The organism is Priestia sp. YIM B13551, from assembly GCF_042787905.1.
GTDB lineage: Bacteria > Bacillota > Bacilli > Bacillales > Bacillaceae_H > Priestia.
Genome location: NZ_JBHZOX010000004.1, coordinates 259,036 through 275,127 on the forward strand (window position 1 = coordinate 259,036; position 16,092 = coordinate 275,127).

Genomic DNA, 16,092 nt, shown 5'->3' on the forward strand with positions numbered 1-16,092 from the left:
ATGTTGAATAGGTATGTAGCAACTTCTTTAGCTTTTGCATGTATGATGGGACTTGGCGCTTGCAATAACAAAGACCAAGGTATGGAACAGCGCTATACAGATACGACACAGCCTGTTGGGTATCATACAAATGAAAAAGCGAATGAACATCGCGTAGATAATCCGAAAGGTCCAATGACTGAAGTTTTAGATGGGAATGGAACACCTAATTATCCGTTAAACGTAAGTGATGGACGTTTTGACAATCCGACAAACCCTTATGGAAACATCAATAATACAAATGATCGTACAAATGGTGTTGCTAATATGTATTATGGTGAAGATTATCCAAGAGACTTTACAGAAAAAGTGGCTGATCGGGCTGCAAGCGTTAAAGGTGTAGAAAATAGTCGCGCCGTTGTCCGTGGAGATCAGCTATTAGTTGCTGTGGATCCGGCCAAAGACATAAATAACGGCCGTTTAAAACAAAACGTGCTCGATAAAGTAAAGCCTATTGCAAAGGACTACAATGTTCAAGTAAAAGTAGATCATGATGTATTTATGAACGCTCGCTCTCTTGATGACGATATTCGAAATGGAAAAGACCGAAATACGATTCAAACTAATTTCAATGGTCTATTTGAATCAGTCGATGAGAATGTCAATCATAAACATCGTTAAATGAAGAAGCAGCTGTCTGTGAAGGACGGCTGTTTTTTTGATGAGAAGACATATAAAAAAGCTGCCATTGAAGCCAGGCAGCTATTCCTCGAACATGTAACTATTAATTTTTCTTGTTAGAAGCAGATTTGTTTGTTGTTTTGGATTCCGCTTCTTCCTTTTGAGCGTTAGTTTCATTTTGTTTGAGGCGACCTTCTCTTTTTTTCGTATCTGCTGGTGTCGTAGCGACACTCTTTGTATTTTTTACATTTTTTGCAGAAGAGCTTGTCTCATTAGCTTGTGTGTTTGGCTTCTCGTTGTTAGTTGTCTGACTATTTTCGTATTCAGCTTCCACGTCGCTTGCTAGAGCTGCAGAAACTTGAGCGTAAGTATGGTCTGTATAGTTCATCATATTTTCGTATACTTCAGGGCTCGCGAGTCCATCAGGTTCTACGCTTGCTTCTTCTTTCTTAATCGTTTCAGTCCATTCTTTTGTTTCTTGAATAAGTTTTTTTCCTATAATTACTTCTTCAACAATAACTGGTCTTTTGGTTATTTCTACTCGTTCTTCCATGATTGGAACACGAATAATCTCATCTTCTGTAAGTGGCCCAGCGTTATAGTCTCCGTCAACTACAGGGCGACGTTCAATATAAAACTCTTCTCTCATAACAGGAACGTGTACAGTTCTTTCTTCCTCTATTACTTTTTTGTGGAGTTTTACTTCACCGACTTGGACGCGTTCTTTTAAGACATCTAATTTTTCTTCACGTAGTTGGACGGCTCTATGCTCGTTGTGTTCCGTATAGGTTCCGTACGCTGGAGTTTGTTCAGAGCTTACGGCATCTATCAAGATTAGAATTTTACCAGCAGCTACATCTGTCTCGCACTGCACGGCTGAGAAGTCTGGTATGCCCATGCGGATTAATTTTGATTTCAAGCCGTTTCCTTGTTTGAGCCCCATGCCGCCTGTCATCATGGTAAAAAAGTTATCCATCATGACGCCAGCTAATGAACTTACGGCAGGTGAACCAGCTTCAATAATTACATTTGTATCGTGACCTATTTGAAATGTATTGCTTTTACTGTTAGAAATGACCATAATGTCTGTTTCTCGATAACCTTGACGCTTTAAATTATGGATAACATCTAAAGCTTCTTTCTCTGAAAAAAAAGTTCCGACTACACGTTTATTCATTCTCATTACTTCAGCTCCCTTTTTATGAAAATAGATAATAGAAGTCCTTACAATTACTTCCACTATGTACATACCCTTCAAAAATTTAATTAAAACGTTCAAGAGAAAATTTTACAAATAGTGTGCAAATGTAACAAATACTCCATGTTTTCTTAACATAATATCGTAAAAGGGATTTGCTTCATAAAATAAGAGGATAAAAGAAAATAAGTAGGTCAAACTATTAGTGTAGATTTTCACAAAACCTTTTTAGATAATACTAAAAAGAGTATGATTAACGTGTGAGGTGAAGGTGAGTGAAGAAAGTCATTCATCAAGCAGCTTTTTTAATGCTAGTAAGTATTGTGCTTTGTATAATGCCATACCGTGCAGATGCGAATGAAAAGGAGCCGATGACATTATTTCTTGAGCGCGTGTATGTGGATGGAGTCGTAAGTCAAGAGATGATCAAAAGCCCTTCTATGACGAAAAAACAATTAATGAAAAAATATAAAAATTGGCGACTGCTTAAAGAAACGGATCAAGAGCTAGTTTTTAGAACAAGCATAGACGATATTTCACCTATTTTAAAAGAAAACGGTTATGTAGGGCTTTCTGTTAACGGTATTCTCTCAGCATTTGAAGGCAAACCAGCTTCGTCGCAGCACATTATACAGTCGTTTTTTCAAATTGACATCAAAAGGCTTGAGAGTTATCAGCATGAACAATTAAAGAAAGGTATTCGCGTTCAATCAAAAGATGAATATCTTTCTCACATTAATTTCTATAAAATCTATCAGCTCCAGCAGCGGCCGCTTTCAATCAAGTAGCCGTTTTTTAGTATGGTAAAATAATTATTGAATTCAACATTCTAAATTGCTTCTATTTGCTTTTGGCGATATGTTAAAATGGTATTCAGCAGTCTAGTATTGTATATATTTTAAAAGGTCATTCATCAATAGAAGTGGGCGGTTCTATTTTTTACAGCTATTGTAAAAATAGGTTGACAAAGATGAAAAGAGGCAAACGTTCTCTTGAACGTCTTTTTAAAAAGCAGCTTTAAAGGAAAATAGAGAACGATGCGGGCAGGATTCTTCGTAGGCAAAGTTGAAGATCACTGCCCGCGCGTACGTGATTAAGGAGAGAGCTTATTGTTTGATTATATCAAAGGCACCGTTACATATATAAATCCTGAGTATGTAGTAATCGAAAACAACGGGATAGGCTATCAAGTCTTTACGCCGAATCCATATGTATTTTCAATTGATGAACAACCCAAGACGGTTTACACCTATCAATATGTAAGAGAAGACGTAATTGCACTTTACGGGTTTGCTTCCCGAGAACAAAAGGATTTATTTATGAAGTTAATTAGCGTGTCAGGAATCGGCCCAAAAGGCGGTTTAGCTATTTTAGCGTCAGGTAATCCAGCGCAGGTTGTCCAAGCTGTGGAAGAGGAAGACGAGAAGTTTTTAGTTAAGTTTCCAGGAGTAGGTAAAAAAACAGCTCGACAGATGATTCTAGATTTAAAAGGAAAACTGCATGATATTGTACCAGATGCCGTTCCTTCTTTATTTGCAGATTTGGACGCACAAGAAGTCAAATCTCAAAGTTCAGAAGCACTCGATGAAGCGATTGAAGCACTGAAAGTATTAGGTTATGCAGAAAGAGAAATCAAAAAAATTGTTCCGGCTTTAATGAAGGAAACGATGACAACGGATCAGTATATTAAAGAAGCGTTAAAACGATTATTGAAACAATAAGTAAGGGAGGAGTAAAATGGACGATCGTATTGTAACGGGAGATGTTCTTGGTGAAGAAGAAATCATCGAGCAAAGTTTGCGGCCGCAAACCTTACAGCAGTACATTGGTCAGCATAAAGTAAAATCCCATCTTGACATTTTTATTAAAGCTGCCAAAATGCGAAGCGAAACGTTAGATCACGTGCTTTTATATGGTCCTCCAGGATTGGGGAAAACAACTCTTGCTACTATTATCGCTAATGAAATGGGCGTACAAATCCGAACGACCTCAGGACCAGCTATTGAGCGTCCAGGAGACTTAGCCGCAGTTTTAACTAGCTTAGAGCCTGGAGATGTGCTTTTTATTGATGAAATTCATCGATTAAATCGTTCGGTTGAAGAAGTACTATACCCAGCAATGGAAGATTTCTGTTTAGATATTGTTATTGGAAAAGGACCGAGTGCACGTTCCGTCCGTCTGGATTTGCCTCCGTTTACGCTAGTAGGTGCAACGACAAGAGCAGGGCTTTTATCTTCTCCTTTGCGTGATCGCTTCGGCGTTTTAAGCCGTTTAGAATATTACCAAGAAGAAGATCTTGCTTCGATAGTAGAAAGGACAGCCGCTATTTTAGATGTAGAGATTGATGAGAAAGCTACGTTTGAGATGGCTAGGCGTGCTAGGGGAACCCCGCGTATTGCGAATCGCTTGCTTCGAAGAGTCAGAGATTTTGCTCAGGTCAAAGGAGACGGAGCCATAACCGAAAGGCTTGCCAACGAAGCATTAGAAATGTTGCAGGTGGACCGTTTAGGTCTTGATCATATTGACCATAAATTATTAAGAGGGATTATCGAAAAATTTAGGGGCGGACCTGTAGGGTTAGACACCATATCGGCTACTATTGGTGAAGAGTCTCACACAATTGAAGACGTATACGAGCCGTATCTATTGCAAATCGGCTTTTTGCAGCGAACGCCGCGAGGACGAATTGTGACGCCTTTGGTTTATGATCATTTTCAGCTGGAGGTGCCTGATCAGTGAATGATATGCCTAAGATGCTTATCACATTAGGGGGCATTTTAGTCGTCATTGGGCTATTATGGCAGTTTGTTGGCAAGCTTCCTGGCGATATTTTTATCAAAAAAGGAAATACAACCTTTTATTTCCCGATTGTGACATGTATTCTAGTAAGCGTTGTGTTATCACTTATTTTTTATGTAATTGGCAAATTTAAATAATTAAGTAGAAACAGGTGAACATTTTGAAAGTAGATTTATTTGATTTTCATTTACCAGAAGAATTGATTGCCCAAACGCCGCTTGAGCAGCGAGATGCGTCAAGACTCATGGTATTAAACAAGGAAACAGGAAGTGTGAAGCATCATATGTTTCATGACCTTCTTGATTATGTGCAAGAAGGAGATTGTTTAGTGTTAAACGACACGCGTGTTCTTCCTGCACGATTATTTGGGACAAAAGAAGATACAGGTGCTAATATTGAAGTATTGCTTTTAAAACAAACACAAGGCGATACGTGGGAGACGCTTGTAAAACCGGCTAAGCGAGTAAAAGAAGGCACGGTTATTTCGTTTGGTGACGGACGTCTGACAGCTGTATGTAAAGAAACGAGCGACCAAGGCGGACGTTTGTTAGAATTTAACTATGAAGGCATCTTTTATGAGGTGTTGGAACAACTGGGAGAAATGCCGCTGCCGCCTTATATTAAAGAACGCTTGGATGATCAAGAGCGCTACCAAACGGTTTTTGCACGCGAACAAGGTTCTGCAGCAGCGCCAACAGCAGGTCTTCACTTTACAGAAGAGATGCTTGAACAGTTAAAAGAAAAAGGTGTGCATATTGCATTTTTAACGCTTCATGTCGGATTGGGTACATTCCGTCCAGTCAGCGTTGACGACTTAGAAGAGCACGATATGCACTCAGAGTTTTATCAAGTGAGTGAAGGAACCGCTGCTTTACTAAACAGCGTACGCGAAAAAGGCGGTCGCATTATTTCAGTAGGCACAACTTCTACCCGTACCCTTGAAACGATTGCAACTGAGCATAAAGGCAAATTTGTTGCTTCTTCAGGCTGGACCAATATTTTTATCTTCCCAGGGTATGAATTTAAAGCAATTGATGGAATGATTACAAATTTCCACCTTCCAAAATCTACGCTCATTATGCTTGTAAGTGCCTTAGCAGGAAGGGAAAACGTCATTTCTGCCTATGAACAAGCTGTAGCAGAGAAGTATCGCTTTTTCAGCTTCGGCGACGCGATGCTAATTTTGTAATTTAACATGAAAGGAATACATCAATGACAGCAATTCGTTACGAACATATAAAAACTTGTAAACAAACAGGAGCGCGTTTAGGGATTGTCCATACGCCTCACGGCTCATTTGAAACGCCTATTTTTATGCCAGTAGGCACATTAGCTACAGTAAAAACAATGTCTCCGGAAGATTTAAAAGCAATGGGAGCAGGCATTATTTTAAGTAATACGTATCATTTATGGCTTCGTCCGGGTCATGAAATTGTTAAAAAAGCGGGAGGCCTTCATAAATTTATGAACTGGGATCGTCCCATCTTAACGGATTCAGGCGGCTTCCAAGTTTTTAGCTTAAGTGATTTGCGCCGTATTGAAGAAGAAGGAGTTCATTTCCGCAACCATTTGAATGGAGACAAGCTTTTCTTATCTCCAGAAAAAGCGATGGACATTCAAAATGCGCTTGGGTCTGATATTATGATGGCATTTGATGAATGTCCACCTTATCCAGCAGAATATGACTACTTAAAACGTTCAGTTGAACGCACAAGCCGCTGGGCAGAGCGATGCCTTGAGGCTCACAGCCGCCCTCAAGACCAAGGTCTTTTTGGGATTGTTCAAGGCGGAGAGTTTGAAGATTTACGCCGTCAAAGTGCAGCTGATTTAGTTTCAATGGACTTCCCAGGTTATGCTGTGGGAGGCCTGTCAGTTGGAGAACCAAAAGATGTAATGAATCGTGTGCTTGAGTTTACGACGCCATACTTACCAACCGACAAACCACGTTATTTAATGGGAGTAGGATCACCTGACTCGTTAATTGATGGAGCGATTCGCGGGATCGATATGTTTGATTGCGTATTACCAACGCGTATTGCACGTAACGGAACGCTTATGACAAGCGAAGGTCGTCTTGTTGTTAAAAATGCAAAATATGCAGAAGACTTCGGTCCGATTGATCCAAACTGTGACTGCTATACATGTCAAAATTATTCAAGAGCGTATATTCGCCACTTAATTCGTTGTAATGAAACGTTTGGAATTCGTTTAACATCTTACCATAACTTATATTTTCTGCTAAACTTAATGGAGCAAGTCCGTGAAGCCATTCGCGAAGACCGACTTGGCGATTTCCGCGATGAGTTCTTTGAAAAATATGGGTTTAACGGCCCGGACGCAAAGAATTTCTAGGTCACTACAGGAATTTTCATCAAATTTATGAATGAGTACCTGTTGATAATATAAATAAAAGGAGGAGTTTTCATGGGTGTTTTACAAAATATTTGGCCATTACTTTTAATGTTTGTCATTTTCTATTTCTTGTTAATCCGTCCACAGCAAAAACGTCAAAAAAACGTACAGCAAATGCAATCAGCACTTAAAAAAGGTGATAAGGTTGTTACAATTGGCGGTATGCACGGTTTGGTAGACGCAATTGATGAGTCACAAGTTGTGGTTCGCAGCACTGACGGTTCAAAATTAACGTTTGATCGCAATGCTATTCGTGAAGTAAGAAGCGTAGATTAATAAAAAAACGTCACGTACATGTACGTGACGTTTTTTTATGCTTCTCGTGAACCGGCAATGTTTACGCCAACAATTCCCCCGAGAATAGCGACTCCAATAAATCCGGCGTGAAATAACAGCTGCTGTGCAGAAAACAGGTGACTATAGCCGAGGAATTGTAGTAAAAACATTAAAAAAGAATAAGAAACACCAGTGGCTCCTCCAACAAGAAGTCCCTTTGAACCGTTTCGTCCTCCCGCAATAAATCCTCCGATAAACAGTGTAATAAATGAGAGAATAAGTAAAAATAAACGGACCGACTGTTCTTCAACCGATGTGAATTTTAAAATAAGCGAAAAGATAATGCTAATCGCTAAAGCCATCACTAAGATTGTTGCTACTCCCGCAAATACAGCGTTACTCATTCGTTTTGCACCCAACTTGTTTCCCCCTCATGAAATAAAAAGATAGGTGAACCCTTAGTACGAGCATATTCGGGATGACTTCAAAATAGACGCATAAAAGTAAGGCTATTTTAAAATAAATGGTACAAACTACAAGGGAATACATAAAGGAGGTCTTTGCAGTGGAACTATTGATCATGGTTGCGCGAACCGTGCTTTTATACGTAGTAGTTTTAATTATTTTTCGCGTCATGGGTAAAAGGGAAATAGGAGAGCTGAGCATTTTGGATTTAGTTGTCTTTATTATGATTGCTGAAATGGCAGTAATGGCTATTGAAAACCCGAAAGATCCTTTGCTGTATTCAATTCTTCCGATGTTAACGCTTCTTATTATTCAAATCGGCTTAGCTATATGGTCTCTTAAAAGCAATCGAATGCGAAATTTTATTGATGGCAAACCTAGTATTATCATTGAGAATGGAAAAATAAACGAACATGAAATGAAAAGGCAGCGATATAACTTCAATGACTTGCTCGTGCAGCTGCGAGATAAAAATATAAAAAATGTAGCTGATGTTGAATTTGCTATTTTAGAATCTTCAGGAAGGCTATCCGTGTTTGAAAAAGATCAGCAATCAGGTGAAAAAGGCAATTTGAATTTGCCTTTTATCATTGACGGCATTATTCAAGAAGAGCATCTGCTGCATGAACATCAAACGACGGAATGGTTAAAGACAGAGCTGGCAAAGCTAGGGTATTCAAACTTAGATAAGATTTCATATTGCAGCTACGACAACGGAAAATTTTTTATAGATTTGGTAGATGTGAAACAATAAAACGCGGATTGCTCCGCGTTTTATTTTCGTTTAAAATAGCGTAAAACAGAAAAACGGTTTAATTCTTCTTTTGTTATCAGTCTAAAAAGCAGCAAAAACAGTACGTATACAACGCTTGTAAGTGCAATTGATAAAACGGTTCGTAAGCTCAAAGGGATGGAAGTGAAAAGATTCATATAAGCGAAGTGTCCGGTAAAACCTGATATGCCCATTACAGCAAAACTGCGAAGGTACTCAAACACATGAAGCTTATACGTGATTTTTTTCATAACCGTAGACAGGTGTAAAAGAGTGACAAGCATCATTCCAACAACGATTGCAAGACCAGCTCCCATAATGCCTAGATTGGGCTGAGTTGCGAGTAAGAAGATAAGAGATGTTTTGACCGCTGCTCCTATAAAACTGTTAATCATGGCGGCTTTTGCAAGGTCTAGCGCTTGCAGAACAGCTTGAAGCGGCCCTTGAAAGTAATAAAAGATAAAAAAAGGCGCCATTACTTTGACAAAAATAGCAGCTTTGTCAGAACCATACATCAATTCCATTACCGGATTAGCAAATACATAAAGAACAACAACGGCCAGTCCGCCTGTTACAAACGACAAGCGGAGAGCTTGATGAAGCCGATATTCGATTTGTTTCATTTGATTCTGTGCAAGAGATTCACTGATTGCGGGAACCAAAGAAGTGGATAGAGACACCGTTACAAAAGAAGGCAACATCAGGAGAGGGAGTGCAAAGCCTGTTAATTCCCCGTACTGCTTCGTTGCTACAGCTGTCGCTACTCCTGCAATTGCTAAACTTTGAGCTACTACAATCGGTTCTAAAAACCAAGAAATTGACCCAATCATGCGGCTTCCTGTCGTGGGAAGAGCGATTCGCATTAAGTCAAAGAACGTATCTTTGCCTGCATGTAAAGAAGCAAAAAATTTTCGTCTTACCGTTATTTTCTTCTTTCGCTTGAACATAAACACCATATAAAACAGTGAAGCTAGTTCTCCAAATACAGAAGATAGCATAGCGCCAGCCGCAGCGTACTCAATTCCATAAGGCAAAAATGCTTTTGTACATACGGCAATTAACGTAATGCGCACCACTTGTTCGATAATTTGAGAATAAGCGGCAGGCTTCATTTGCTGCTTTCCTTGAAAATATCCGCGGATGACAGACGAGACGGCGATGATTGGAATAACTGGAATAATCGCAAGCAGCGGATAGATCGTACGTGAATCTGTAAAGAAGGTTTTTGCTACAACGGGAGCGAATAATATTAGTCCGAGCGTAAATAAAATGCTCAGCGTACACGTAATACTTAAAGAGACGACAAGTATTTTTTTTATTTTATGCCTGTCACCTAAAGCTTCTGCTTCTGCCACTAACTTGGATATGGCAACCGGTAGCCCAAGCTGTGTTAAGGTGATTACTAATACCAGCGTGGGAACCGCCATCATATAAAGTCCCACACCTTCGTCTCCAATCATTCGAGCCACCACAATTCGATTGACAAACCCGAGTACACGTGTAATTAAGCCAGCAATTATTAAAATAATAGTTCCCTGTAAAAATTTAGACATATACTCACTCTTTCTTGAGGTTTATACAGTGAATATATGCGCCCTCGGTGTCCAAGCATGACAAGTATTCCTCATACGAGAAAGAAATTTTACGCAAAATGTCAAACGGAAAGGAGGATCGATATGACACATCCATTTATTTCAGCTTCGAAAGAACTTATACAGCCTGTCTTATCCAGCAAAATGGAAGAATTTCATATGCTTGGATATGAAGAAGTAACGGAGAACGATTTATTGAGTTATTTAGAAATGAAAAAATGGAAAAAAGAAAGGGAGCTATCTCTCCATCAAGTTGTAAATGATATTTTATCTGTTAAGATCACGCAGGTGATGAGTTATGTAACAATTGAATCTTATAAATCTGATATGTTCTCAAGTGTTAATAATGGAGAAGACTGGAAAGAATTATTAAAGTAGAGCTTGTAAAATACATGTATTAAAATTTGATAAGGTCTTTATTTGACAGACATTAGGTTATGAATGATAATTAGATTGGTCATTTATCTATTGTTATCATTTCATGTTTTTTACATAAGAAGGAGGATTTTCTGTCGATGGTTAAAAGAGGACGTATCGTTGCCTTTTTCCTCTTAGTACTGCTTGTGTTTAGTACAATCGGAACAACGATGACTGGAATTACAAAAGATATTAAACTTGGCCTCGACCTTCAAGGTGGATTTGAAATTTTATATAAAGTCAGTCCAGCTAAAAAAGGCGATGTCATTGACAAAAAGGCACTTAACAGCACGGTTGAAGCGCTCCGTCAACGTGTCGATGTACTGGGAGTTAGTGAGCCCAGCATTCAAATTGAAGGAAACGACCGCATCCGCGTTCAGCTAGCTGGTGTCACGAATCAAAAGCAAGCCAGGGATCTGTTATCAACTCAAGCAAACTTAACGTTCCGTGACGTGAACGATAAGGTGCTGATGGATGGTACAGACTTAGCGCAAGGCGGAGCAAAGCAATCGTTTGACCAAAGCAATCAGCCTAGCGTCTCACTAAAGTTAAAAAATGCGAAAAAATTTGAAAAGATCACGCGAGAGCTTTCTCAAAAACCAGCACCTAACAATTTAATTGTCATTTGGCTGGATTATGAAGAAGGAAAAGACTCGTACCAAAAAGAAGCGACAAAACAAAATCCGAAGTATCTATCTGCAGCCTCTGTTAGCAGCGTGTTAACACAGCCAGATGTTGAGATTTCAGGTGGCAACTTCACAGTGAAAAGTGCAACGCAGCTGGCGGAATTGCTAAATGCCGGGTCGCTGCCGGTTAAATTAGATGAGCTATACTCTACATCCGTTGGAGCACAGTTTGGAGAAGAAGCTCTTCATACGACTATATTAGCGGGTATTATCGGCATCGGAATTATCTTCCTTTACATGCTGTTTTTCTACCGTTTACCGGGGCTTATTGCCATTATTACACTCAGTTTCTATATCTACTTAAACTTAGTGGTATTTGACTGGATGCATGTGGTTATGACGCTTCCAGGTATTGCGGCTCTTATTCTCGGTGTAGGTATGGCAGTAGATGCAAATATTATTACCTACGAGCGGATTAAAGATGAACTGAAAACAGGAAGATCTGTTATATCCGCTTACCGGGCAGGAAATCGTCGTTCACTTGCGACCATTTTTGATGCCAATATTACAACGATGTTAGCGGCTCTTGTACTGTTCTTTTATGGTACAAGCTCAGTAAAAGGATTTGCTACAACGTTAATGATCGGGATTGTGCTAAGCTTTGTAACTGCTGTTTATGGTACTCGTTTACTAATGAGTCTTTTAGTAAACAGCCGCTGGTTTGATAAAAAACCAGGCTACTTTGGCGTGAAGAAAGAGCAAATTCACGATTTAAGCAAAGATGACGGCACAACCGTTTTACCTACGCGTTGGGATAAAATTGACTTTGTTAAATACCGTAAAGCGTTCTTCACGTTCTCAAGCGTGCTTGTGATTATCGGTATTATCTCGGTTGCCGTGTTCAGGCTGAACCTCGGTATTGACTTTACGAGCGGAACTCGCATAGAGATTCCGGCAAATCATACCGTTACGCAGGCTGAGATACAGCGTGAAATGAAGTCTCTCGATATCGAAACGGATGACGTAGTTATTACAGGGAAAAGTAATGATACGGGTGTCGTACGTGTAGTTGGGGTCTTGAATAAAAAAGAAATTGCCAATTTAAAAGATCACTTTAAAGATAAATACGGTTCTGAACCAAATGTAAGCACCGTTTCGCCGACAGTTGGAAAAGAACTGGCGAAAAATGCGATGCTTGCGATTTTAATTGCTTCAATTGGAATTATCATTTATGTAACGATTCGATTTGAGTTTTACATGGCGCTTGCAGCCGTGCTTGCTCTGTTGCATGATGCGTTCTTTATCGTTACGGTCTTCAGCTTAACGAGATTAGAAGTTGATTTAACGTTTATCGCTGCTGTCTTGACGATTGTTGGTTACTCAATTAACGATACGATCGTTACGTTTGACCGCATTCGTGAAAATATGCAGAAATTTAAATCCAAAACGTTTGACGATTTGGCGTTTATCGTAAATCTAAGTTTGCGTGAAACATTTACTCGTTCAATGAACACCGTGTTAACAGTTGTAATTGCAGTTGTAGCACTTCTTCTATTCGGAAGTGAATCGATTCAAAACTTCTCAATTGCCCTGTTAGTAGGCTTAATCCTTGGTGCATATTCATCTGTGTTTATTGCTGCTCAGCTATGGCTTGTGTGGAAAGGAAAACAGTTGAAGCGTGAGGAACAAAAAGAAGTAGAAAGCAAGTAATTCAAAAACGTGCGAAGTGTTCGCACGTTTTTTTGTGCGTGAAAATTCAACCCGTACTGTCAGAAAAATGTGCTTATTTTCTTTCGTTGCTCCATTTCATCCACTCTAGTATAATAATGTGGGTTAAGGGGTGAAGAGACATGTTACAGTCAAAAAAACGTTGGAATGTTCAAGAATGTGATGAACAACTTGTTAATGAATTTGTAGAAAACCTCAATATTACACCTCTAGTAGCTTCGTTATTACTTAATAGAGGCATGACAACAGTAGAAGCGGCACGTGAGTTTTTACACGTTGATGCACAAACGTTCCACGATCCGTTTTTATTGCATGATATGGACAAAGCAGTGGCTCGTATTCAGCAAGCAATTGATCATAATGAAAAAATTATGATTTATGGAGATTACGATGCTGACGGCGTCAGCAGCACTTCTGTTATGTTATCTGCTTTACAGCAGCTTGGCGCTGATGTTGATTTTTATATTCCTAATCGCTTTACAGAAGGTTATGGGCCGAATAAGGCGGCATTTGATAAAATAAGCGCAGGCGGCTATCAGCTGGTGATTACGGTAGACACAGGTATTTCGGCAGTCGAAGAAACTGCGTATGCACGTGAATTAAACTTTGATTTAATTATTACTGATCACCACGAGCCGGGGCCGGTTTTACCGGATGCTTATGCAATTATTCATCCAAAGCTGCCGGGAAGTACATATCCATTTAAAGAACTGGCAGGTGTAGGAGTCGCTTTTAAACTCGCTCATGCGCTGTTAGGGGAGCTTCCGGAACATTTGTTAGAACTAGCAGTAATTGGGACGATTGCTGACTTAGTTCCTTTAGTCGACGAAAACCGCTTAATTGCTCGCAAAGGTCTTGACTATCTCAAGCTCACTAAGCGCACCGGAATTGAAGCGCTGCTGAGCGTATGTGGAGTAAAACGTGAAGAAATTAATGAGGATACAATTGGATTTGCGATGGCTCCTCGCATTAATGCAGTAGGACGTCTTCAAGATGCCGATCCAGCTGTTCATTTGCTTATGACGACAAATGCTGAAGAGGCAAAAGGCTTAGCTAAAGAAATTGATGCGTTAAACAAGGAAAGGCAGCAAATCGTAAACGATATTACAGAGGAAGCCGTTGAATTTGTTGAGAGTATGTATCCTCCGGATGAAAACAGCGTTCTTATTGTAGAGGGAGAAGGATGGAATGCAGGCGTTGTTGGAATTGTCGCTTCTAGGCTCGTAGAAAAATTCTATAGACCAACAATTGTACTAAGTATTGACTCTGAAAACCGTATTGCCAAAGGTTCAGCAAGAAGTATCGAAGGTTTTGACTTATTCGCGAACTTATCTAAGTGCCGTGACATTTTGCCGCATTTTGGAGGGCATCCAATGGCAGCCGGCATGACATTAAACAGCGATGATGTAGAAGAGCTGCGCAGACGTCTTAATGAACAAGCAAGCAACGTGTTAACCGAACAGGATTTTATTCCAATTACATCAGTTGATACAGTATGCACAACAGAGGAAATTACGCTGGAAAACATTGAACAAATGAGTGCGCTTGCTCCATTTGGTATGCATAACCCGAAGCCAAAAGTTCTCATTAAAGATGTTCATACAACATCTATGCGGAAAATTGGTGCTAATAAAAATCATTTAAAACTCGTATTTGAAGACAGCGGTGTATCGGTTGATGCAGTAGGATTTGGGTTAGGCTATATATTAGATGAAGTATCTCCTATAGCTAAAGTATCATTAGTAGGTGAACTATCTATTAATGAGTGGAATAATATGTGCAAGCCGCAGCTGATGGTGGAAGATATTTCTGTAGATGAATGGCAGATGTTTGATTATCGCAGTGCAGTTGATGTCAAACGTTTCTTTCAGCAGGTATTTACGGATCAAATGAAAGTTGTTGCTTTTCACGCTTCAACAATTGATAAATACAAGTCGCTGCTGCCGATGGAGCATGTTGTTCTTATTCAAGGTGAAGAACAGGCAAAAGCATGTATGATTGCAGGGGAACAGATCGTTTTATTAGATTTGCCGCCTTCGCAGAAATGGCTTGAATGTTTGTTTGTCCAAGGTATCCCTTCTAGAATATACGCTATTTTCTTAACGGAAGAAGACCATTATTTTGATACAATCCCAACTCGCGATCATTTTAAATGGTTTTACGGCTTTTTAGCGAAAAAGGGTCCATTTGATTTAAAACGCTACAAAGAAGATTTAGCGATTCATAAGGGCTGGTCAAAAGAAACGATTGATTTTATGGCAAAGGTGTTTTTTGAGTTAGAATTTGTTACAATAAACAATGGCTTAATTTCGTTAGTGAAAAATTCTGCGAAACGTGATTTAATAGAATCTGCGACTTATCGCCAAAAGCAGCAGCAGATTGAAATAGAAAAAAACTTTATTTATACGTCATATGTACAGCTTAAGAATCAATTTCAAGATATTTTTAAGCGTTCGATTGAATGAGGAGGCAACATTAGAATGAATTTTAAAGATTATATTACAATTGTACCTGACTGGCCAAAACCAGGTATTACATTTAAAGATATCTCAACATTAATGGACAATGGTGATGCATACCGTGCCGCAACGGATGAGATTGTAAAATATGCGAATGATAAACAAGTTGATATTATTGTAGGGCCAGAAGCTCGCGGATTTATCGTTGGTTGTCCAGTAGCATATGCGTTAGGTATCGGTTTTGCACCTGTTCGTAAAGAAGGAAAATTACCGCGTGAAGTAATCAAAGTAGATTACGGTTTAGAATACGGTAAAGACGTATTAACGATTCACAAAGATGCAATTAAGCCAGGTCAGCGCGTGTTGATTACAGATGATTTATTAGCAACAGGCGGTACAATTGAAGCGACAATTAAGCTTGTCGAAGAATTAGGTGGAATTGTTGTTGGAGCTGCGTTCTTAATTGAACTTTCTTACCTTGACGGCCGGGACAAACTAGACGGTTACGATGTATTCACATTAATGACGTATTAAGAAGAATGATCACATAAAAAAGAGTACCTGATACAGGTGCTCTTTTTTCGTTAAAAAACGTTAATACGTAAAATGGAAATGATGTAAATTTGATAAATTAAACGCAAAGGCTTTACATCCTTGGATTTTTTCAAGATAATAGTTACAATATGAA

General features: G+C 39.3%; 16 protein-coding genes. 13 read left to right on the forward strand and 3 right to left on the reverse strand.

Going from position 1 to position 16,092, the window contains the following annotated elements; genetic code table 11:
- A complete protein-coding gene (locus tag ACFX4N_RS20995) occupies positions 1-660 on the forward strand; it encodes a YhcN/YlaJ family sporulation lipoprotein (RefSeq protein WP_013059324.1) in 660 nt (219 codons plus the stop codon).
- 103 nt (positions 661-763) lie between these two features.
- Here ACFX4N_RS20995 and ACFX4N_RS21000 read toward each other — a convergent pair whose 3' ends face one another.
- Positions 764-1,843, reverse strand: coding sequence for a YsnF/AvaK domain-containing protein (locus ACFX4N_RS21000; RefSeq protein ID WP_057274150.1), 1,080 nt, complete (start codon positions 1,841-1,843; stop codon positions 764-766).
- Positions 1,844-2,133: 290 nt separating this feature from the next.
- On the opposite strand from ACFX4N_RS21000, the gene ACFX4N_RS21005 reads away from it, so the two are divergent.
- The 7 genes from ACFX4N_RS21005 (at position 2,134) to yajC (ending at position 7,345) form a co-directional block, all read left to right on the forward strand.
- Complete coding sequence (locus tag ACFX4N_RS21005) at positions 2,134-2,646, forward strand: BofC C-terminal domain-containing protein (RefSeq protein WP_377262359.1); 513 nt, start codon at positions 2,134-2,136, stop codon at positions 2,644-2,646.
- A 321-nt stretch (positions 2,647-2,967) separates the two neighbouring features.
- Complete coding sequence (gene ruvA / locus ACFX4N_RS21010; RefSeq protein WP_013059321.1) at positions 2,968-3,579, forward strand: Holliday junction branch migration protein RuvA; 612 nt, start codon at positions 2,968-2,970, stop codon at positions 3,577-3,579.
- Positions 3,580-3,595: 16 nt separating this feature from the next.
- Complete coding sequence (gene ruvB / locus ACFX4N_RS21015; protein WP_013059320.1) at positions 3,596-4,597, forward strand: Holliday junction branch migration DNA helicase RuvB; 1,002 nt, start codon at positions 3,596-3,598, stop codon at positions 4,595-4,597.
- Complete coding sequence (locus tag ACFX4N_RS21020; RefSeq protein ID WP_013059319.1) at positions 4,594-4,794, forward strand: DUF2905 domain-containing protein; 201 nt, start codon at positions 4,594-4,596, stop codon at positions 4,792-4,794. The genes ruvB and ACFX4N_RS21020 overlap by 4 nt, the downstream gene beginning before the upstream one ends.
- A 23-nt stretch (positions 4,795-4,817) precedes the next feature.
- Positions 4,818-5,846, forward strand: coding sequence for a tRNA preQ1(34) S-adenosylmethionine ribosyltransferase-isomerase QueA (gene queA / locus ACFX4N_RS21025; protein WP_057274055.1), 1,029 nt, complete (start codon positions 4,818-4,820; stop codon positions 5,844-5,846).
- A gap of 23 nt (positions 5,847-5,869) precedes the next feature.
- Positions 5,870-7,009, forward strand: coding sequence for a tRNA guanosine(34) transglycosylase Tgt (gene tgt, locus ACFX4N_RS21030; RefSeq protein WP_013059317.1), 1,140 nt, complete (start codon positions 5,870-5,872; stop codon positions 7,007-7,009).
- Positions 7,010-7,081: 72 nt separating this feature from the next.
- On the forward strand, positions 7,082-7,345 hold the full coding sequence (yajC, locus tag ACFX4N_RS21035) for a preprotein translocase subunit YajC (protein WP_013059316.1): 264 nt from the start codon (positions 7,082-7,084) through the stop codon (positions 7,343-7,345).
- A 35-nt stretch (positions 7,346-7,380) separates the two neighbouring features.
- On the opposite strand, the gene ACFX4N_RS21040 is transcribed toward yajC, so the two are convergent.
- Positions 7,381-7,764, reverse strand: coding sequence for a TIGR04086 family membrane protein (locus ACFX4N_RS21040; protein ID WP_025601352.1), 384 nt, complete (start codon positions 7,762-7,764; stop codon positions 7,381-7,383).
- A 146-nt stretch (positions 7,765-7,910) separates the two neighbouring features.
- Between ACFX4N_RS21040 and ACFX4N_RS21045 the strand changes: the two genes are divergently transcribed.
- The gene (locus ACFX4N_RS21045) at positions 7,911-8,564 is read left to right on the forward strand and encodes a DUF421 domain-containing protein (RefSeq protein ID WP_407728225.1); all 654 of its coding nucleotides are present in this window, start codon (positions 7,911-7,913) and stop codon (positions 8,562-8,564) included.
- Positions 8,565-8,584: 20 nt separating this feature from the next.
- Here ACFX4N_RS21045 and spoVB read toward each other — a convergent pair whose 3' ends face one another.
- A complete protein-coding gene (gene spoVB, locus ACFX4N_RS21050; RefSeq protein ID WP_025601348.1) occupies positions 8,585-10,135 on the reverse strand; it encodes a stage V sporulation protein B in 1,551 nt (516 codons plus the stop codon).
- Positions 10,136-10,258: 123 nt separating this feature from the next.
- Here spoVB and ACFX4N_RS21055 point away from each other — a divergent pair, with 123 nt between their 5' ends.
- The 4 genes from ACFX4N_RS21055 (at position 10,259) to ACFX4N_RS21070 (ending at position 15,938) form a co-directional block, all read left to right on the forward strand.
- Positions 10,259-10,552: a post-transcriptional regulator gene (locus ACFX4N_RS21055; RefSeq protein WP_013059312.1), complete on the forward strand. Its 294-nt coding sequence runs from the start codon at positions 10,259-10,261 to the stop codon at positions 10,550-10,552.
- A 137-nt stretch (positions 10,553-10,689) separates the two neighbouring features.
- Positions 10,690-12,927: a protein translocase subunit SecDF gene (gene secDF, locus ACFX4N_RS21060; RefSeq protein ID WP_028410582.1), complete on the forward strand. Its 2,238-nt coding sequence runs from the start codon at positions 10,690-10,692 to the stop codon at positions 12,925-12,927.
- A 140-nt stretch (positions 12,928-13,067) separates the two neighbouring features.
- Positions 13,068-15,410, forward strand: coding sequence for a single-stranded-DNA-specific exonuclease RecJ (gene recJ / locus ACFX4N_RS21065; RefSeq protein ID WP_377262363.1), 2,343 nt, complete (start codon positions 13,068-13,070; stop codon positions 15,408-15,410).
- 15 nt (positions 15,411-15,425) lie between these two features.
- A complete protein-coding gene (locus tag ACFX4N_RS21070; RefSeq protein ID WP_013059309.1) occupies positions 15,426-15,938 on the forward strand; it encodes an adenine phosphoribosyltransferase in 513 nt (170 codons plus the stop codon).
- Positions 15,939-16,092 lie beyond the last annotated feature (154 nt).